An 18,578-nucleotide genomic window follows, 5' to 3' on the forward strand; every position below is an offset into this window, starting at 1 on the left:
TTGTCCTTCGATCAACTGCTTGTAACTCATGGTAACTACTCTTGTTTTTTGGCGATTACAGAGTACCACCAACAGGCGGTTGATCTCTCCTCACCGATTAACCATGAGTGGTGCACTTATTATCTGAATTCGGATGTAATAAGAATCATTATAAAGACTACTCATATTCACCTCCCCACTCTCAATTTATAATAAGATTTATTATAATCGATAATTTTCCCTGATTTATAGAACTCTGCTTTTGGGTTCAGAAAATCAAGTTCACCATTATGATTCCTTTCTTGATTACATCTATCTAAAACACCTTTACACTCACTTATTTCAACTTTGTTTGCACACCCAGTTTTACTAGAAGGCTTAAAATTATTAAAAATTGGAGTTAGAGGTATTCGGAATTCTGCTACCTTTTGTAAAATATCCTCACTTATTGAGTTAAGCATACTTTGTATTTCATTGTTGGAACCCGTTACTTTTGGCACGCATTTTAAAACTTTAGTTCTAACTTTCACCAAAGCGGAAGCTACTTGCACATGATAAGCAGCTTGATTTGGTAAAGCATAAGTGTGATTATATCTATGTAATTGAACCCGTAATTGACATGCACCTTGCAATGTACTTGGTAAAAAAACTAAATTTTCAACTAAGTTAATGTTATAGCCTCGATGTACTAAAACATCACCAAGCTCACTGATCAGTACCCCTTTATTTGAAATCAGATGATGAGCCGCCATATGAATACCATTATGGAATGGATGATCTTTCTTGTGTTTAATATTTGCGATTAATCTATTTCTATACTTTTTGTCCTTATCAACCATCCCTTCAATTTGTTCTTCAATTTCTTCACTCATGAATCACTCCTTATTCATAATGAACGATGCCACGTAGACTGCGTGGTGTTGTGTGATCTGTTTTGCCACATAAGCGGCATCGTGTCTGTCGTTTTGTTGTTTGCTTTTTCGCAGTTAGCGTCGAGTTGGTTTTGCCTTTAAGTAGCAACCCACTTGAACGCGCGGTTGTAAGCTTTTTCCCTAAGTTTTTTAAGGTTGTAGTGCTGTCGTTAAAGTCTTCAAGCGTGCGGATAAAAGCGCTGATTGCCGCTTGTGCTTTTTTAACTTTTACTGATGTACTTGCGGCTCTGGCACCGTTGGCTGATAACTTGGCAGCAAGTGCTGTTACTCTTGCGGCTGTACCCGCTCCTAATGTAAGTAATGACGTTGCTAGTAACAGACAAACCTCTATCGCGACATAAGCGCCGCCTTTTCCGCCAATGTATGCATAAAAGTTAGGAGGCACAGCTTCCATAAAGAGGGAAGCGTAAGCAACATAAGTTAGTGCACTATCATGATCGTCTATGAGCGCCAACACTAAATAGAAATCAGGAGTGTTTTTTATACTAGCGGCTAATTCAGGGTCAATATCAACTAAAGTGGTATCAACAAATTGTTGTACTTTGGCGACCTCTCCTTTCGCAATATCATCAAGTAAGTTGGTAATTGCATGGCGATGCGTGTATAACGCACTTGCATAATGGCTTGTATTTTTAATTGCGTCTGCAGCGTCGTTAAGGTACTCAGTAGTATCATGATGTACATCGCGATAAGCCTGTTCGGCTGCATCTAATGCTCGCTGTGTATTGGCTTGATACCAGTTCCAACTGAGCAAGTCTTCACTGGCATCCTCTTCAATCCAATTGGACATTTCATTGGCACTTTGTCGCAATTGCTCAAAGCGCTCGCTAGCATAATCTGCGGTGGTATCATATGCGCTACCTGCGACGGACTTAATGGTTTTTCCTAAGTCAATCCATGTTTGTGCTTCGAACAAATCTGCTTGGTCTTCAAGCCACTTACTTCCACCTTGATACGCACCTTGCGCGCCATTAATTGCAATTGCAGCAAAACCATATTCGTCCCAATCAGATTGAAATCCACTCATATTCGATACGGTATCTCGATATGCACCATCAAGCTGCATTTGTAATGATGATTTGAGGTTATTGATTTCCGCTTCTAGCGCTTCGTTACGAGCAACTTCTACAGTGACTTGCCCCTCTTGTGGTAAGTCGCTTTTTACCACAACTCCAGCCTCATTCGCCGTTGACTCTGCTCGTTCAAGTGCATTTGCATCTGTGCTTTTATCACCACTTGAATTGAGTTTAAGTTTTCCGTGGATAAGTGTATTACCTAAATGAATATTGACTTGTTCAAGGGGAAGCGCGGTCTGCCATTCATCATCGTAATACGCCCTCACTTTTATCCATGCGGCACTTGACTTAACACCGAGTACTTCAACGTCAATACTATGATTGGCTGAACCTGCGCTCGCGGTAAGAATATAAACGCCGGGATCGAGTTTAAGTCGAGTGTCCCAAAAGTGTAATTGATCTGGTGGTAGTTTTGGTACATCAAGCACTGCGCTTCCCTTGCTTGGACCTTGCCACTGCAACCTTACCGCGCGGGCATTACTTACCGAGCCACCCACTTTAGTATCCCAACCACTCGGTACCCGTAAACGGTCACCAGCCTTTGGGGGATTGTTGCGATTGACATGGTCGTTGTAACCATAAATCAGCTTAGGATCGGGCCTACCCGCATATTGGTTAGCGACGGACTCTATGGTATCTCCAGCACGAAACATGTGATCGCTAAAACGCATATAAACTTGTTGGGAGCGTTTTAGTTCCACTTTGGAATTGTTATTTGGATTAGAAATAAAAACTGTTGGCTCGAGTACCACTTCAGATTGTATTGCTTTGCTGCCACCAAGTAAGGCGCGATTAATTTCAGCTTGGCTAAGTCCTCGAGGCATATCTGCTTGCACCAAGCTATTAAAATCTTGCGCACTGCGATTTCCTCCCCCATAGCTTGTCGGTTTATCTTTTACATCAAGTGATTGATATGGCACAAAGGCATATCTCTCACCACTGTGGTGACTAAAGCTAGAGTAATTTACTCGCTGCCAGCGCTTGCTTGCAAGTATCCAAAATTGAGCCTGAGAGTGATATCTAAAAAGCGGTGCTTGTCATGCTCCAAATACGACCATGAAGCACATGCATGATTTCAATAGGAAGCTTTCGTCTTTGAATGGAGGACATTGCTGTTGCAGCAAGAAGTTGTACTTCACTTGGCGCGTCATGCTCCGTGCTATTCGTGGTGCTTTCCTGATTATCACCTAAGTGCGAGATGAGATCATCAAATGCCATTTTTAGTCCTTTAATAGCGTTATGAAATGAGAGGTTAGTATTTAATCTGAGCCTCGGATAATTAGTGTCTTCTTCCAGCTGGTTTCAGCCTGCACTATTGCCTACCGAATAAGCACTTAAGCCGCGATTTATTGCGAGCAAATATTGTCCACATTTAATTTAAATGTAGGCTGAATATCTTACAAATTTCAGACATTAAAAAAGGCGCTTGCGCGCCTTTTTTAATACCTTAATTTACCGCTGATTATTCAGTTTCTGGTAAATTGCGACCGTAGAACACTTCCTGAATTTCACGATTCAGCTTAAGACGAATTTCTTCCTCTTCGTCTGCGTCTAAATCATCAGTACTAATTCCAAATAGATATGCATTTAGGTCTGTTTCCTTAAGCATCATCTTAGTATGGAATAGGTTCTCTTGATACACGTTTACGTCTACCATGTGGTATGCGTCTTTAGTATCTTCCGTCATGTAATTCTGGATCGAGTGAATTGCGTGGTCGATATAGTGTTTAACACCATTAACGTCACGAGTAAATCCACGAACACGATAGTCAATCGTCACCACATCTGACTCTAAAGAGTGAATTAAGAAGTTAAGCGCTTTAAGTGGCGAAATAATACCACACGTTGAAACTTCGATATCAGCTCTAAAAGTACAAATGCCATCATCAGGGTGTGCTTCAGGATAAGTATGAACACAGATGTGACTCTTATCTAAGTGTGCTACCACTGACTCAGGAAGTGGACCTGGTGCTTCATTACTATCAAAAGTCTGTTGATCAACAGGCTCTTCTGATACTAATATCGTCACACTCGCCCCTTGTGGTTCATAATCTTGACGTGCGATATTCAGTACGTTTGCACCGATGATATCCGTTACGTCTTTTAGAATATCCGTCAAACGATCAGCACTGTACTGCTCATCGATATATTCTAGATATTCTTTACGTTGCTGCTCGGTCTTGGCGTAGCAAATATCGTAAATGCTAAAGCTTAAACTCTTAGTTAAGTTGTTAAAGCCATGGAGTTTAATTTTATCAAAGGGCTTGTTCACGATAGACCCACCTTAATACAAAAAATCTGCGCTGCAGAAACAAAAGTTCGCGGATTTTATACGAAAATAGCGCTATGAAAAAGCGTTATTTTTCGTCAATTTCAACCACTTCATGGCTATGCGTAATTTCTACTGCTTTTTCAAGCATTAATGCCACTGAACAATACTTTTCAGCGGATAAACTTACAGCTCTTTCTAGGTGTTTTTCAGAGACATTACGCCCTTTCACCACGAAGTGTAAATTGATCTTGGTAAAAACCCTAGGTGCGCTTTCTGCGCGCTCTGCGGTTAATTTTACTTCCACGTCGGTAACATCCTGACGCGCCTTTTGTAGAATGCTGACTACATCGACTGACGAACAACATCCCGCTGACATTAATACCATCTCCATTGGACTTGGCGCTGCACTGTCAGAACCGGCATCAAATACCACATTATGTCCCGACGCAGAGCGACCGATAAAGGTATCTCCTTCAACCCATTTTACGCTAGCTAACATAGTTATCCTCTATAAAGCATAACACCGCCAAATGGCGGTGTATCTTAAACCTAGAATTGCCTCTAAGTGTGTTTTCTACACTGTCGATAGTGATTGTGCCAAGCTATACAGCAGAATCAAACAGGTTTTTGACCAAACCTGCGAATTCTTCGATAAATTCTTTTTGTTCTACGGTGACACGTCTATCAACAACACTTGATAGCACTTCTTGTAAGTCGTACACAATGCCATCTACCTCACGCACAATCATGCTGCGCTGCTCTGTAGATAACTCTTTGTGCTGCTCGCATATACGGATAACGTTTTCAGCGATCACATCTTCGATTAATTCCATGACTGTTGGAGCCCCTGGTTCAACCGTCCCAGACTTCTCAAACAAGGCTAAGTTTTGCGTCAAATACATGACTAAATCATCGTACCCTTGTTTATCTAAAACCATACTTTGCTCACCCGAACCTATCAAAGACATCTCCTATTGATTTAAGCAGAAAGTTTTTTCGATTGCTACTTTTGTAGTCAACTAGACACAAAAAAGCAGCCGAAGCTGCTTTTCTTATCTATTTTTATTGAGTAAACCTCAATATTGGCATTTTAATCCAAAGATAAACCTGGGCTCAAGCTAGAAGGTAAAGTTACCTTTTCTAGTTCCACAGAAGCCACTGGGTATGCACAGTAATCTGCCGCGTAGTATGCACTTGCACGATGGTTACCTGATGCACCGATACCACCAAACGGAGCTGCACTTGAAGCGCCAGTGATTGGGCGGTTCCAGTTTACGATACCTGCGCGAATACGACGTAAGAAACGATCGTAGTCAGCTTCGTTGTCGCCAAGCAGACCTGCTGATAAGCCAAAGCTTGTCTCGTTCGCTTTTTCGATAGCAGCGTCAAAGTCTGTGTAACGGAATATTTTTAACAGCGGACCGAAGTGCTCTTCATCAGGGAAGTCTGCAATGTTAGTACATTCGATGATCCCAGGCGTCACAAAGCCAGTGCCTTCTGTGTGTGTCAGCTCGATAAGCGACTCACCACCGAGCTCAACAAGCTGTTGCTGTGCTTTTACCATACCAGCGGCGGCAGCATTTGAGATCATTGAACCCATAAACGGTTGATCTGCATCGTCAAAGTTACCCACTTTAATCGCTTTAGTTGCTTTGATCAGTTGCTCAAGGATTGTGTCACCTTGTTCACCAGCAGGAAGGAATAGTTTACGAGCACAAGTACAACGTTGACCACTTGAGATAAACGCAGATTGAATAATGTCATGTACTGCCGCTTTGGTATCCGCTACGTCTTTTACGATAAGTGGGTTATTACCACCCATTTCAAGCGCTAGGATCTTACCCGGTTGACCTGCATATTGCTCATGTAGCAAGTGACCCGTACGAGATGAGCCTGTAAAGAATAAGCCGTCAATGCCCGCATGTGACGCAAGTGCTTTACCTGTTTCAACTTCACCCTGAACTAGGTTAATCACGCCAGCAGGAAGACCCGCTTGTTGCCAGTATTTAAGCGTTAGCTCAGCAACATATGGCGTTAGTTCAGATGGCTTAAAGATAACCGTGTTACCAGCAAGTAGCGCAGGTACGATGTGGCCATTAGGTAAGTGACCTGGGAAGTTATATGGGCCAAATACAGCAACTACACCATGTGCCTTGTGACGGATCACGGCACGGCCAACTGGCATTGGATTTTCAACAACGCCTGTACGCTCTTGATAGGCTTTTTCAGAAATCGCGATTTTACCTACCATAGCACCCGCTTCTGTACGAGTTTCCCAAAGTGGCTTACCCGTTTCTTTAGCAATTGCGATAGCCAGCTCTTCGCTATTTTCTTTTAGTACTTCAGCGAAACGCTTAACAATTTCTAGACGCGCTTCAAAGCTCATGTCGCTCCATGCATAAAAAGCTTCACGAGCCGCTTTTACTGCGCCATCAACTTGCTCAGCAGTAGCTGCGTTTGCGCTCCAAATAACCTCGTTGTTTGCTGGGTTTACAGAGCTAAAGCTTGCGCCTTGTCCTGCAATCCACTCACCATTTATTAGTTGTGCTGCATGTGTTGTCATAATCTGTTCCCAATCTTAAATCTTTACTAGGCTTACTTGATCGCCTTCTTCAACTTTTAGCGCCGCGGCAACATGTGGAGCAAGCGTTACTTCATTGCTATCAGTCAGGGCTAACTCGATTACCGCCGCGCGATAATCAACAAGTTTACCATTTGCGACCATAACAGGGAATCCACCGTTGCTTTCGCCTATTTTCACAGTACGAGTTTCACTATTGCGAACCGTGCGGATATTCCCCACTTTTGCTTCTACCGTTGGACCTGCGTCGAAGATATCAACATAACCATTAAATGTGAAACCTTCGCTTTTTAGTAGCTCAATTGCAGGACGCGTATTGTCGTGAACTTCACCAATCACCGCTTGTGCTTCTTTACTAAGCAGGTTTACGTAGATTGGGTACTTAGGCATTAATTCAGCAATAAAGACCTTTTGGCCAATCCCCGTTAGATAATCCGCAGTCGGGAAATCCATCGAGAAGAAGTGCTCTTCAAGCCATTGCCAGAACGGACTTTCGCCTTGCTCGTTAGAAACACCGCGCATTTCCGCGATAACGGTTTCAGCAAAACGATCACGATGTTGATTGATAAACATAAAGCGAGAGCGAGACAGCAGTTTGCCGTTTGCACCTTTGCGATAGCCATCTTTTAAAAACAGAGTGCATAATTCCGTCGCGCCAGTGTAGTCATTACATAGCGTTAAAATATCCACTGCTTTATAAACATCGAGTGTGCGTGAAGAGTGGATCACTTTGCTTAGGTGATAATGATAAAACGCATCATCTAAACCAACCGCAGCTTCGATACCGCTGGTACCAACCACCTCGCCTGTTTCAGTATCTTCTAATACAAATAAATAGCCTTCATCAAAAGGCTTGTCAGCTTGCTTGCCAAAGGAAGCAACTGAGCGTGCAATCTTCTTCTGTAATAGCTCTTCGTTTACAGGCAAAGAGGTAAAACCATGACCTGATTCGTGAGCAATGTTTAAAAGCGCTGGATAATCGCTTTCTTGGATTGGGCGAAGGATCATCATGAGCCCGCTTACTCCTCAAAAATGTGGATAACAACAAGGCCACCAAAAGGTGACCTTGCAACCAGTATTAAGCGTTGTTAGCAACTACCGCAGCAACGGCTTTTTCAAAACGTGCCATCCCTTCGCGGATGTCAGCTTCTGGAATAACAAGAGATGGAGTGAAACGCACTACGTTTGCACCTGCAACCAGTGACATCACGCCTTGCTTGATACCTTCAACCAAGAATTCTTTTGCTTTGCCTTCGTACTTTGCAGTGACTACACCACCAAGCAATAGACCTTTACCACGTACTTCGGTGAATACGTTGTACTTTTCGTTGATGTCGTTTAGTAGCTCACGGAACAGCTGCTCTTTTGCTTTTACGCCATCAAGTACAGCTGTTGTGTTTACTGTGTCAAATGCCGCTTCTGCAACCGCACACGCCAGCGGGTTACCGCCGTATGTAGAACCATGAGTACCTACTTTTAGGTGCGCAGCAATCTCTGTTGTTGTGATCATCGCGCCGATAGGGAAACCACCGCCAAGCGCTTTAGCCGTTGTTAAAATATCAGGGGTTACGTTTAAACCTTGGTATGCATACAAATCACCTGTACGACCAACACCAGTTTGCACTTCATCAAAAATAAGTAGCGCATTGTGCTTGTCACACAGCTCGCGAACACCTTTTACAAACTCAGCAGTTGGTGAAATGATGCCACCTTCACCTTGTAGCGGCTCCATCATCACGGCACAAGTGTTGTCTGAGATAAGCGCTTCAAATGCCGCTAAATCGTTATAGTCTGTATGAACAATGTCGCCCGGCTTTGGACCAAAACCATCAGAGTATGCAGCTTGACCACCTACGGTCACAGTGAAGAAAGTACGGCCGTGGAAACCTTTATTGAAAGAGATGATTTGCGACTTTTCAGCACCAAACTTATCTAGTGCCCAACGACGTGCTAGTTTAAGCGCCGCTTCGTTCGCTTCTGCACCTGAGTTTGCAAAGTAGACTTTCTCTGCGAACGTCGCATCAGTTAGCTTTTTCGCTAAACGTAGTGCAGGCTCATTGGTCATCACGTTAGACAGATGCCAAATTTTCTCGCCTTGCTCTTTAAGCGCGCCCACCAAAGCTGGGTGACAATGACCTAGACAGTTAACTGCGATACCACCAGCAAAGTCGATGTACTCACGACCTTCCTGATCCCATACTCGAGAACCTTCACCTTTCACTGGAATTACCGCTGAAGGTGCGTAGTTAGGTACCATTACGTCGTCAAACAATTCACGATTGATAGTCATTTTATTTCCTCATATTTGGTGAGTGAAAGTGCAAACAAGAAGTCATTTCCTTTTGGAGGTCGGCGCGTTGCCGCCACTTGATAGGATATTTATTCACACCAATTCGGTGCTATGTATTTTGACCCGCCCCTTGATGGCACAAAATTCATACGCTCATTATTCCAGAAAAAGCGCCATTTGTCTCACTTATACCACGTTCTCAGCCCTTAGTATTCAAGGGTTTAACATATATTCTCAACTCAAGTGAATAACTATCTAGGGCAGATATTTAGGGCAAAGCAAGCGCCGTGCAGCCTTGCACAGATCATTTAAGATTAGGTTTTGAATGAATAGTCGCAAAAAAAATTTCAATTTTTTTTACAAAATCGTCAACTGCAGGTTATGGAACGCACATTTTGCCAATTGCTGACGCATTTCCTCGGTAAGTTCTAAATGATTGAGCAAAATCTCAGCTTCATCGTCTTCAATCAACTGACTATCTTTTAAAACAAGCAGTTGTGCGTAGCCATAGGCTTTTTGCATCACTTGCGTCAGTGGTAATGGGTCGGCAATGTTTTTATGCGAGTTTGGTAGATAAGTTTGCGCATACTCTTCCATGACAGCATTAAAGGGTAAATAACGTAACTCCATTTTTTCAATTAACTTACGTGAAATCTCTGCCGAATGTTCAATCAACAAATTACGTAAAAATAACGGATCAGGAGACAACTCCATTAATGCGGTGTGTAGATCTTTTTGCTTTTTGTCTCGTGCTATTTGCACCTTGGCTTGCCACACCTTTTCGAAGGTGCGTAAATAAAGACGGATCAAGGCCACTTTTCCAAGCTCTAACAACATGCCTAAAGTAAACGCATGCTGTTCTTTTACCCCAAAAAATGGTGCCAGCTCTTTTGCCGCAATGGCCGTACTCATACTCAATTCGCGTAATTTACGTTTCATCAGAGTAAACGGCTCTGTTGCATGCGGCATCCAATGTCTCACCGCCATTGTCGGGATCACCATTTGCAAGTTCTCAAGGCCTAAATACCTTAATGCTAATGCTGGCGTGTCGACCTTAATGGACGTGCCTTTACTGTTTTTTTTGCGATACTGTGGCAAGTTGACAAGCGAAACCAGCTCGCGACCCAGCCAACTTAAGTCATTGACCAAAGGCTCTAAACGTCCAACTGAAGCTGAGCGCACAGCAAGAATATCTAAAATCGCAGGAACGGAGTCTTGAATGCCAATGACTTCATGATAGATATTATCAAGGTCATGCAGTTGCTTTGTGATAGCTTCTTCGATAACGGAATGTAGATGCTTACTCGCTTTGGCAATGTATTTGTGATGACTTGTGCTGCTTTCTTGGCGTTTTGCAGCCGCAGCAATTTCCACCTCTAGCATAGTGCGCTGTGCGATATTCTCACCGTAGCTAATATCAAATGTATGGATATAGCCTATTTGCTTCTGCGCAAAGTTGAGGCTGATAAGAAGGTCATGGGCACGCTCGGATAGCGCTTGTGCCATTCTAATTTGCTTATTTTCTTGCGTCATGCATGCTACTTATCTAAAGGAAAAACACTGAGTTAAGCACTCAACAGAATCGTCTTACTGATTAACATTATACCAGTAAAAGCAATATTATGATTTGATATTGCGCACAATAGAATCAAAAAGTTATGTATCAAAAGCCAGTCTAACCAACAAAAGCGCAGCGAATATGGATATATAACACCTAGGCGAAACTCTGTTGGTTTTGTTTAAACTTTAGAAGCGTTTTATAAAGTTATCAAGTAATGCTAAGCCGTGTTCAGTGAGGATAGCTTCTGGGTGAAATTGCACTCCTTCAAGTGCCCTATCGGATACTAAGAGTCCCATAATTTCATCACGTTCACCCTCTTGCGTCTGTGTCCAAGCCGTTACGGCTAGAGACTTTGGTAAGCTACTTTGCTCAACAACCAAAGAGTGATAGCGGCATACTTCGTATGGTGATGGCAGACCATGAAATACACCCATATTGTTATGGTGCACTTGAGACGTTTTCCCATGCATCACTTGTTTTGCGCGAATGATTTTACCACCTAAAGCTTGTGCAATAGTTTGATGACCAAGGCAAATGCCAAGAATAGGGATTTGTCCCTGTAGACGTTTTACGACTTCAAGCGAGATCCCCGCTTCATCAGGACTGCAAGGACCAGGAGATAGCACGACATACTTAGGATTAAGCTGTTTGATTTGTGAGGCGCTGATTTCATCATTTCGCTTTACCAACACGTCCACATCTAAGCGCTGAAAATACTGCACTAGGTTGTAGGTAAAGGAATCATAGTTATCAATCATCAACAGCATGTAGGTACCACTAAAAGAACCAAGCGGCCTATTCGCCACTAGGGTAAAGATCTTCGTTATAAGTCTATTTTATCACGAACTCAACAGGAGGGTTTTCTTATATCTCGTATCTACTTTAAGCCAAGGGGCGATAGGCCCTTGTAAAACAAAAAGACACCCTAAATGGTGTCTTTCTTTGTGTTTTACTAACCGCGAGGAATAAAACCGACGGCGTCATACACAGCTTTCAGTGTTTTTTCGGCACGAATACTTGCTTTTTCCGCACCTTTTTTCATGATCTCGTCCAGCAGAGTTTGATCTTCACGGATTTCTTTAAAGCGCGCTTGAATAGGCTCAAGCATATTCACTACCGCATCGGCAGTGTCTTTCTTCAAATGACCGTACATTTTGTCTTCGTACTCTGGCACTAACTCTTCAATTGAGCGTTTAGTTGCAACACTAAGTAGAGTCAGTAAGTTGGATACACCAGGTTTTTCAACACGATCAAAGTAAATGCGTGCTTGCTCATCTGAATCCGTTACCGCTTTTTTCAGCTTTTTCTCTATCTTCTTAGGCTCATCCAACAACATCACAAAACCATTTGGGTTTTCGTCTGATTTTGACATCTTCTTGCTCGGATCTTGCAAGCTCATAACACGAGCGCCAAACTCTGGAATATAAGGTTCTGGGATCTTAAAGACATCACCATACAAGTTGTTAAAACGCGTTGCGATATCGCGGGTCAACTCAAGGTGCTGCTTTTGGTCTTCACCAACCGGTACCTGATCCGCTTGATACAATAAAATATCAGCTGCTTGCAATACTGGATAGGCAAATAAGCCAACGTTTACGTTATTGGCGTGCTTTGCTGACTTATCTTTAAACTGCGTCATGCGGTTTAGTTCACCCATTTGTGCATAACAGTTCAGCACCCAACCTAGCTGTGCATGCTCAGGAACCTGTGATTGAACAAATAGTGACGATTTATCTGGGTCGATGCCGCAAGCGGTATATAGTGCTACACCATCTAATACGCGATCGCGTAGTTGCTGTGGCTCTTGGCGAACCGTAATGGCATGCAAGTCAACCAACATAAAGTAACAATCATGATCGTTTTGTAGTTTAAGCCACTGGTTAATGGCACCTACGTAATTGCCTATTGTCATACCACCGGTTGGCTGAATACCACTTAATACTACAGGTTTACTCATGTCGTTCCTTTATTTCTTCATTGAATTAACGTTGATTGATAATGGGAATAATATCTAAGAATCCATCACAAAGGTACTGTGGATTGAACTCTTTCAAATCGAATCCCTGATTATACCCATAATTTAGCGCAATCACAGGTATCTTAGCGCCCTGAGCGGCCAAAATATCGCTTTTAGAATCCCCAACCATGATTAACTTATCCGCTGGTATTCCAAGACGCTCGGCAGCCAGCAATAGCGGAGCTGGTGATGGCTTTTTGTCAGTGTCATCACCACAGACGATACAATCAAAATGCGATGTGAGATTTAATTTATCTAGCAACTTTAGCGTAAATGCACGATTTTTATTGGTCACGATGGCTTTTGGCACTGTGGCAAATGCAGATAACCCCGCCTCAACATGCGGATATAAACCTGCATACTGACCAACTAATTCATCATAATGCACTTTAAAACGCTCAATGGCGGTGTGCGCTAAACTTTCGGATAAGTCTTCGCTAACTTCATGGCTACCGCTTAGACCTCTTTTTACTAACATATCGATGCCGTTACCTACCCATTCTCGCACCAGAGCATGACTAACAATCGGGTGAGCAAGCTCAGACAGCGTTAAATTGAGCGCCATATACATATCCTCGACGCTATCAACTAACGTGCCATCGAGGTCAAATAAAATACCCTCAAAACGCATTATTTTACCTTTGCTAATTCTTGACGCATGGCGTCTATTACCGCTTTGTAATCGGGTTGATTAAAGATAGCGGAACCCGCAACAAACATGTCTGCACCGGCAGCTGCGACTTCAGCAATGTTGTCTACTTTAATCCCCCCATCCACTTCAAGACGAATATCGCGACCGGAAGCATCAATGCGTGCTCTCGCTTCTTTTAATTTCTCAAGTGTATGTGGGATAAAACTTTGGCCACCAAAGCCCGGATTTACCGACATCAAGAGGATTTGATCAATTTTATCCATCACATGATCGAGATAATGCAGCGGCGTGCCCGGATTAAATACCAAGCCAGCTTTACAACCTGACTCTTTAATCAGCGCAAGACTTCTGTCTATATGCTCACTGGCCTCTGGGTGAAATGTAATAATGCTCGCCCCGGCTTTAGCAAACTCGGGAATTAGACTATCTACAGGCTTTATCATCAAGTGTACGTCGATAGGAGCGGTAATTCCGTAATTTCTTAATGCGTCACAAATCATTGGACCAAAAGTTAAATTTGGCACATAGTGATTATCCATTACATCGAAATGAACCACGTCGGCACCTGCTGTCAGTACCTTTTCAACATCTTCGCCTAACCTCGCAAAATCTGCGGATAGAATGGATGGTGCAATTAAAAAATCAGACATACTTTTCCCCTAAACGTAAGACCGCGATACTGTACCGTAAATTGCCCAAAATGTCTGCGATTTAAGGCGCTTTATGATTGTGCAATAAACGAACATTGTGTATCATTATGTGATATCTAACTTCTGGGGATAGGGTTATGGTTTCTAGATATAAAGCACGGATTGCTCTGCTTGGGACGGTATTAGCCGTGTCGGCAGGGGTATTTTCTTTCGACAATGATGAAAGTCTTGCCGCAAATTACTCCGCATGTACTTGTAGCACTGGCAATTTGAGCAGTCGAATAAATGCAGTGGAATGTCAGCAAGAAGCGCACACCAGTTGGGCTGCGTGGTTGACTGGCGGTAGTTCGAGTGGCCAATTCCATTATTTGGATTTGCTTGAGCTATTACTTGGCTCTAAAGACAATCAAAGCAGTAGTAAAGTTTCATCTCCTTACTAATACCAGTTGAGCCAATCAACTGGTAAGAGGTAAACACTATGGCTTCTTCCAATAGTAAATTCGCGTTAGTTCAAAGTGTCTGTGCAGCAATGTTTGGTGTGCAGAGTGGTCAAAAACAAGCATATGACTTTAACAAAAAGCATTTTTGGCCGTTTGCTTTTGCGGGCATCGTTTTTGTCGCCGCCTTTGTCATTGGCTTAATTTGGTTTGTAAATGGTGTGGTTTTGGCTTAGTCCTTTATGCCGCGCAAATTACGGACGGTGATATAACGCCATTAGTTCGTCAACTTTATTCCGCCCATTACCTTTAGGGCTAATTGTACGTTTCACCTTGATCACATCTAGCTTCGCTTGATTATAAATCTTTCGAGTCCACACTGTATCGTGATTGGAGATTAACACTGGCGTTTGCTTTTCAAAAGCCGCGGTTTCCGCAAGATTCGCCAGCTGTGCTTGATCGTCTAAGTTAAACCCACCTTTTGCATAGCTAGTAAATGACGCAGTTTTGCTCAAAGGTACATACGGAGGATCGCAATACACTACCGCATTCTTTGGCATGGTTTCAAATACTTGGCTGTAACTTTGACAGGTAAAAGTAGCCTGTTGAGCCTTTTCAGCAAACACATATAACTCGCGCTCTGGAAAGTAAGGCTTTTTGTATTTACCAAAAGGGACGTTAAAGATCCCTTTGAGGTTATAACGACATAAACCATTGTAGCCATGGCGATTCATATATAGAAATAGAATCGCACGCTCATACACATCAATGCTTTCGTTAAACTGTTGTCGATACGCGTAATAAGCATCTGGGTGGTTATTTAACTCGACGAATAGCCTTTTAGCATCACTGATAAATTCATCAGGAATACGCTTCAACTCTTTATACAGGTTGATAAGATCAGCGTTAATGTCATTTAAGACATAATGCTTAAACTGAGTGTTAAGGAACACAGATCCCGCTCCAACAAAAGGTTCTACTAGCGTGTCGGCTTCATTACTTGCTGCTTGTAGGCGCTTAGAAATATCTTCTACTAAGCTGTATTTTCCGCCTGCCCATTTTAAGAAGGCTCTAGTCTTTTGTTGCATGCTCGTTCTATGTCGTGAGTGGTTGCGCGATTTTACACTAAATGTGGCTAATTACCGAGAGACTGAGTAATTTCTTGTTTAATTTTACTCATTCTCTTAAAAAATGGCTGACCTTTTCGTAGCGCCTCAGGCAATACCGCCTTTGCTTGCTTCGCTGAGGCCAAACTCTCATAAGCATCAGTAGTAACTACAAACCAAGTTCGGCCGTTTCTTAAGACAGTAAACTGCTGTGTCACTACCTCGTTATGCTCCGCCATAAACCCAGCCGCAATCTCACTTTCTGTCACCGCAAGTAACTGGATAACCCATTCATCATCTGAACGACTGAGATACCAAGGGTTTCCCGTCAATGGTTCAGGCTCTGCGTACTGAGGCTCTTTTACCGGCGATAAAGTGGCCGGAGTACTATCAACATTGGCTTCTTCAGCTGCATTCGCTTGCTCTGATAGCGCGTTATTGTTGTTTGTAGTATCTTCTTTTGTTTCGGTTAGTGCAGATAAAATACTGCCAACAGGCGCAGTTTCGACTTGCGTTGGCGCTTCGGCTGGCAACTCTGGTTGTACGTTGTTTTCAACTTCAACTTTTTCAACTGTAGTAATTGGCGCTTCAAACACAGCTTGCGCATCAATAGCAGTAGCGACGGCTTCTTCATTATCTTGAGTTGGCGTCCAGTATCGTTTTAATTCTTGCTTATACACTAAAGCAACCATTAACGCGGTCAGTATCAAACAAAGCGCAATGACATACCATTGCCATTGTGATTTGCTACTCACTTTTGAACTTTGTTCACGTAAATTCAGACTCTGTTGCTGCGGCTGCCAAGAAAGTAATACACTCGGATTACCTCGAGCTTCAGCTACAAACGTATTAAAAATAGGATCTTCATCAGGTGGTAAGTCTTTGTAAAACATGCTCATCAAACGCTTACTCTCGAGCATGGATAAAGGCTCGATATGAATATCCAAACTTTCAGGGATCAGCTGAGGCTGCTGCGCCGTAGCGAGTATGTAAATTATTTCGCGAGAAGATTTTGCGAGCTTTTGTAGTTGTTCCGCAAGCTCTTGGGTTAAATGCCTAACGTTGTCTAAAACCCATAAGCATGGTCCACAAGCTTGTTCATCGTGGAGCAACATGAAGTTTTCACTTAGAGATAACTTCTGATCAATGAGAGGACTGCGAAAGCTATGCTCAAGCAGCTGCCTCACCACATCAAACTCTTGAGTACTGGCTGTCAGCTTTACAAACGCTTTGTTAAAGTCTGGATATTTATCGGTAAGAAACGATTCTGCAAGGTAGCTTTTACCAAGACCTGAAGAGCCGACTAAGGTTATCAGGTTTTGGCCATAGTCGAATTGCATAGCAATTCTATCTACCAATGCAGCTCTGCTTGGTAAAATTTGCGACTGCATTTAACGACCTATTAGAGTTACCACGGTTTCATCGCTAACATCATCCACTAGCGCACATTGACCTAGTTGCGTTGGCAGAATAAAGCGAATTTTGCCTTGTTTGTTCTTTTTGTCTTTGCGCATATGTTGTAAAAACTGCGCTGCGCTCATCTCGCTAGGCGCTTCTGTCGGTAATTGATAAAGCGCAATAACGCGACGGATCTTTTCAACATCAGCAGTACTAAGCGCGCCGCGCTGGCAAGCAAGGTTTGCAGCTATCATCATTCCAGCAGCAACAGCCTCACCGTGCAACCAATTACCATAGCCCATTTGCGCTTCAATCGCATGGCCAAAGGTGTGACCCAAATTAAGTAATGCACGCAATCCAGCTTCGGTTTCGTCTTTGGCGACGATCTCAGCTTTTATTGCACAACACTTATAAATAACTTGTTGAAGGCTTTCAGCATCTAGTGCGCTGAGCTGAGGGTGCTGATCCGTTAATGTATCAAGAAAGGATGCATCATAGATCAACGCATATTTAATGACTTCAGCCATACCCGCAGCAAACTCTCTTGCAGGTAATGTACTTAAGGTCTTAGTGTCGATAAAAACCGCTTTTGGCTGATAGAAAGCACCAATCATGTTTTTACCTAACGGATGATTTACCGCAGTTTTACCACCAACTGACGAATCGACTTGTGACAACAAAGTCGTAGGGATCTGAATAAATGGAACACCACGCTGATAGCATGCCGCAACAAAACCAGTCAAATCGCCAACAACGCCGCCACCGAGGGCAATTAAACACGTATCTCTACCACAATTATGCTCAAGCAAAAAGGCAGAGATCTTTTCAAACCATTCTAGCGATTTGTATTGTTCACCGTCAGGGATAACAAAATGTAGCGGCTCTTGAGCGTCAAATATCGCTAACAGACTGTCTAAATATAAAGGTGCGATGGTGGTGTTGGTGATGATAACAGGACGACTTTGCCCAACATACTGCTTAAGTCGTCCTTCATCTGATAAGAGATGTTCACCGATGAAGATGGGATAGCTTCGCTCGTTTAAATCAACCTTTAATTCAAGCATGGCTTCCCTCCTACGGTGTTGTTATTAGAAATCTAATTTTTCAATAATTTGGTTTGCAACTACTTTAGCGCTTTGCTCATCCGTACGAACAACGTGATCTGCCACTTCTCTATATAGTGGTTCACGCTCATCGGCTAAGCGCTCTAGTACGTCACGTGAGTCTTCACTTGTTTGTAGTAATGGACGACGCTTATCACGCTGAGTACGAGCTACCTGTTTTTCGATCGGCGTTTCTAGGTAAACAACAATACCGCGCGCAGACAACTTGTTGCGCACTTCTTTGCTGATCACAGAGCCACCACCTGTCGCTAACACAATGCCTTGCATTTCTGTTAGGTCAGAGATGACGCTTTCCTCACGCTTGCGGAACCCCTCTTCGCCTTCAATATCGAACACCCAAGAAATATCGGCACCTGTGCGGCGCTCAATTTCCTGATCCGAATCGAAAAATTCAAGGTGTAATTGATCTGCAATGTGACGACCAATCGTGCTTTTACCAGCCCCCATCGGGCCTACTAGAAATATATTACGTTTCTCAGCCATATCTTTTTAGTACAAACGAA

20 protein-coding genes are annotated in these 18,578 nt (G+C 43.0%); 2 read left to right on the plus strand and 18 right to left on the minus strand.

The annotated features are described in order from the left end of the window. Window positions 1–167: 167 nt before the first annotated feature. The 14 genes from NO992_RS21880 to rpe all read right to left on the minus strand — a co-directional run bounded on the left by NO992_RS21880 (window position 168) and on the right by rpe (window position 14,010). Complete coding sequence (locus tag NO992_RS21880) at window positions 168–851, minus strand: AHH domain-containing protein (protein ID WP_371380459.1); 684 nt, start codon at window positions 849–851, stop codon at window positions 168–170. Window positions 852–861: 10 nt separating this feature from the next. Beyond that, on the minus strand, window positions 862–2,907 hold the full coding sequence (locus tag NO992_RS21885; protein WP_371380461.1) for a hypothetical protein: 2,046 nt from the start codon (window positions 2,905–2,907) through the stop codon (window positions 862–864). A 100-nt stretch (window positions 2,908–3,007) separates the two neighbouring features. Then, window positions 3,008–3,205 carry a hypothetical protein gene (locus NO992_RS21890; RefSeq protein WP_371380463.1) on the minus strand — a complete coding sequence of 66 codons (198 nt, stop codon included), beginning with the start codon at window positions 3,203–3,205 and terminating at the stop codon, window positions 3,008–3,010. Window positions 3,206–3,449: 244 nt separating this feature from the next. Beyond that, window positions 3,450–4,259 (minus strand): adenosylmethionine decarboxylase, encoded by an 810-nt coding sequence (gene speD, locus NO992_RS21895; RefSeq protein ID WP_010607075.1) that lies wholly within the window; start codon window positions 4,257–4,259, stop codon window positions 3,450–3,452. A gap of 85 nt (window positions 4,260–4,344) precedes the next feature. Next, a complete protein-coding gene (locus tag NO992_RS21900; RefSeq protein WP_010607074.1) occupies window positions 4,345–4,758 on the minus strand; it encodes an OsmC family protein in 414 nt (137 codons plus the stop codon). 103 nt (window positions 4,759–4,861) lie between these two features. Then, a complete protein-coding gene (locus NO992_RS21905; RefSeq protein ID WP_026000926.1) occupies window positions 4,862–5,197 on the minus strand; it encodes a DUF3802 family protein in 336 nt (111 codons plus the stop codon). Window positions 5,198–5,349: 152 nt separating this feature from the next. Further along, window positions 5,350–6,822, minus strand: coding sequence for a succinylglutamate-semialdehyde dehydrogenase (gene astD / locus NO992_RS21910; RefSeq protein ID WP_017217246.1), 1,473 nt, complete (start codon window positions 6,820–6,822; stop codon window positions 5,350–5,352). A 15-nt stretch (window positions 6,823–6,837) separates the two neighbouring features. Then, entirely contained in the window at window positions 6,838–7,851 is a 1,014-nt protein-coding gene (gene astA / locus NO992_RS21915; protein WP_010368879.1) for an arginine N-succinyltransferase, read from the minus strand. A gap of 67 nt (window positions 7,852–7,918) precedes the next feature. Continuing rightward, window positions 7,919–9,130: an aspartate aminotransferase family protein gene (locus tag NO992_RS21920; protein ID WP_371380466.1), complete on the minus strand. Its 1,212-nt coding sequence runs from the start codon at window positions 9,128–9,130 to the stop codon at window positions 7,919–7,921. A gap of 357 nt (window positions 9,131–9,487) precedes the next feature. Continuing rightward, on the minus strand, window positions 9,488–10,663 hold the full coding sequence (locus tag NO992_RS21925; RefSeq protein WP_010368884.1) for an HDOD domain-containing protein: 1,176 nt from the start codon (window positions 10,661–10,663) through the stop codon (window positions 9,488–9,490). A gap of 213 nt (window positions 10,664–10,876) precedes the next feature. Further along, the gene (locus tag NO992_RS21930) at window positions 10,877–11,458 is read right to left on the minus strand and encodes an aminodeoxychorismate/anthranilate synthase component II (RefSeq protein WP_371380468.1); all 582 of its coding nucleotides are present in this window, start codon (window positions 11,456–11,458) and stop codon (window positions 10,877–10,879) included. A gap of 185 nt (window positions 11,459–11,643) precedes the next feature. Next, window positions 11,644–12,648: a tryptophan--tRNA ligase gene (gene trpS / locus NO992_RS21935; protein WP_010368888.1), complete on the minus strand. Its 1,005-nt coding sequence runs from the start codon at window positions 12,646–12,648 to the stop codon at window positions 11,644–11,646. A gap of 25 nt (window positions 12,649–12,673) precedes the next feature. After that, complete coding sequence (locus NO992_RS21940) at window positions 12,674–13,339, minus strand: HAD-IA family hydrolase (protein ID WP_371380470.1); 666 nt, start codon at window positions 13,337–13,339, stop codon at window positions 12,674–12,676. Beyond that, on the minus strand, window positions 13,339–14,010 hold the full coding sequence (rpe, locus tag NO992_RS21945) for a ribulose-phosphate 3-epimerase (RefSeq protein WP_010368892.1): 672 nt from the start codon (window positions 14,008–14,010) through the stop codon (window positions 13,339–13,341). Before rpe ends, NO992_RS21940 begins: the two co-directional genes overlap by 1 nt. Before the next feature lie 137 nt (window positions 14,011–14,147). Between rpe and NO992_RS21950 the strand changes: the two genes are divergently transcribed. Both NO992_RS21950 and NO992_RS21955 read left to right on the plus strand, forming a co-directional pair. Continuing rightward, a complete protein-coding gene (locus tag NO992_RS21950; protein ID WP_010368894.1) occupies window positions 14,148–14,450 on the plus strand; it encodes a hypothetical protein in 303 nt (100 codons plus the stop codon). Between the two features lie 38 nt (window positions 14,451–14,488). Then, on the plus strand, window positions 14,489–14,683 hold the full coding sequence (locus NO992_RS21955) for a DUF2970 domain-containing protein (RefSeq protein WP_010368896.1): 195 nt from the start codon (window positions 14,489–14,491) through the stop codon (window positions 14,681–14,683). An 18-nt stretch (window positions 14,684–14,701) separates the two neighbouring features. On the opposite strand, the gene NO992_RS21960 is transcribed toward NO992_RS21955, so the two are convergent. The 4 genes from NO992_RS21960 to aroK are packed head-to-tail and all read right to left on the minus strand — an operon-like array spanning window position 14,702 to window position 18,558. Then, window positions 14,702–15,535 (minus strand): Dam family site-specific DNA-(adenine-N6)-methyltransferase, encoded by an 834-nt coding sequence (locus NO992_RS21960; protein WP_010368897.1) that lies wholly within the window; start codon window positions 15,533–15,535, stop codon window positions 14,702–14,704. Between the two features lie 47 nt (window positions 15,536–15,582). Beyond that, window positions 15,583–16,944: an AAA family ATPase gene (locus NO992_RS21965; protein WP_371380473.1), complete on the minus strand. Its 1,362-nt coding sequence runs from the start codon at window positions 16,942–16,944 to the stop codon at window positions 15,583–15,585. After that, window positions 16,945–18,015 carry a 3-dehydroquinate synthase gene (gene aroB, locus NO992_RS21970; protein ID WP_017217254.1) on the minus strand — a complete coding sequence of 357 codons (1,071 nt, stop codon included), beginning with the start codon at window positions 18,013–18,015 and terminating at the stop codon, window positions 16,945–16,947. A 24-nt stretch (window positions 18,016–18,039) separates the two neighbouring features. Continuing rightward, window positions 18,040–18,558 (minus strand): shikimate kinase AroK, encoded by a 519-nt coding sequence (gene aroK, locus NO992_RS21975; protein WP_010607062.1) that lies wholly within the window; start codon window positions 18,556–18,558, stop codon window positions 18,040–18,042. Between the last annotated feature and the right edge of the window lie 20 nt (window positions 18,559–18,578).

The organism is Pseudoalteromonas sp. DY56-GL79 (assembly GCF_041414765.1).
GTDB lineage: Bacteria > Pseudomonadota > Gammaproteobacteria > Enterobacterales > Alteromonadaceae > Pseudoalteromonas > Pseudoalteromonas piscicida.

Bases quoted from the DNA above. Each gene is read 5' to 3' on its own strand.
- rpe (WP_010368892.1), bottom strand. From the start codon at position 14,010: ATGTCTGATTTTTTAATTGCACCATCCATTCTATCCGCAGATTTTGCG.
- NO992_RS21955 (WP_010368896.1), top strand. From the start codon at position 14,489: ATGGCTTCTTCCAATAGTAAATTCGCGTTAGTTCAAAGTGTCTGTGCA.
- astA (WP_010368879.1), bottom strand. From the start codon at position 7,851: ATGATGATCCTTCGCCCAATCCAAGAAAGCGATTATCCAGCGCTTTTA.
- aroB (WP_017217254.1), bottom strand. From the start codon at position 18,015: ATGCTTGAATTAAAGGTTGATTTAAACGAGCGAAGCTATCCCATCTTC.
- NO992_RS21925 (WP_010368884.1), bottom strand. From the start codon at position 10,663: ATGACGCAAGAAAATAAGCAAATTAGAATGGCACAAGCGCTATCCGAG.
- NO992_RS21920 (WP_371380466.1), bottom strand. From the start codon at position 9,130: ATGACTATCAATCGTGAATTGTTTGACGACGTAATGGTACCTAACTAC.
- astD (WP_017217246.1), bottom strand. From the start codon at position 6,822: ATGACAACACATGCAGCACAACTAATAAATGGTGAGTGGATTGCAGGA.
- NO992_RS21965 (WP_371380473.1), bottom strand. From the start codon at position 16,944: ATGCAGTCGCAAATTTTACCAAGCAGAGCTGCATTGGTAGATAGAATT.
- aroK (WP_010607062.1), bottom strand. From the start codon at position 18,558: ATGGCTGAGAAACGTAATATATTTCTAGTAGGCCCGATGGGGGCTGGT.
- NO992_RS21890 (WP_371380463.1), bottom strand. From the start codon at position 3,205: ATGGCATTTGATGATCTCATCTCGCACTTAGGTGATAATCAGGAAAGC.
- NO992_RS21900 (WP_010607074.1), bottom strand. From the start codon at position 4,758: ATGTTAGCTAGCGTAAAATGGGTTGAAGGAGATACCTTTATCGGTCGC.
- trpS (WP_010368888.1), bottom strand. From the start codon at position 12,648: ATGAGTAAACCTGTAGTATTAAGTGGTATTCAGCCAACCGGTGGTATG.
- NO992_RS21930 (WP_371380468.1), bottom strand. From the start codon at position 11,458: ATGCTGTTGATGATTGATAACTATGATTCCTTTACCTACAACCTAGTG.
- NO992_RS21880 (WP_371380459.1), bottom strand. From the start codon at position 851: ATGAGTGAAGAAATTGAAGAACAAATTGAAGGGATGGTTGATAAGGAC.
- NO992_RS21905 (WP_026000926.1), bottom strand. From the start codon at position 5,197: ATGGTTTTAGATAAACAAGGGTACGATGATTTAGTCATGTATTTGACG.
- NO992_RS21950 (WP_010368894.1), top strand. From the start codon at position 14,148: ATGGTTTCTAGATATAAAGCACGGATTGCTCTGCTTGGGACGGTATTA.
- NO992_RS21940 (WP_371380470.1), bottom strand. From the start codon at position 13,339: ATGCGTTTTGAGGGTATTTTATTTGACCTCGATGGCACGTTAGTTGAT.
- NO992_RS21960 (WP_010368897.1), bottom strand. From the start codon at position 15,535: ATGCAACAAAAGACTAGAGCCTTCTTAAAATGGGCAGGCGGAAAATAC.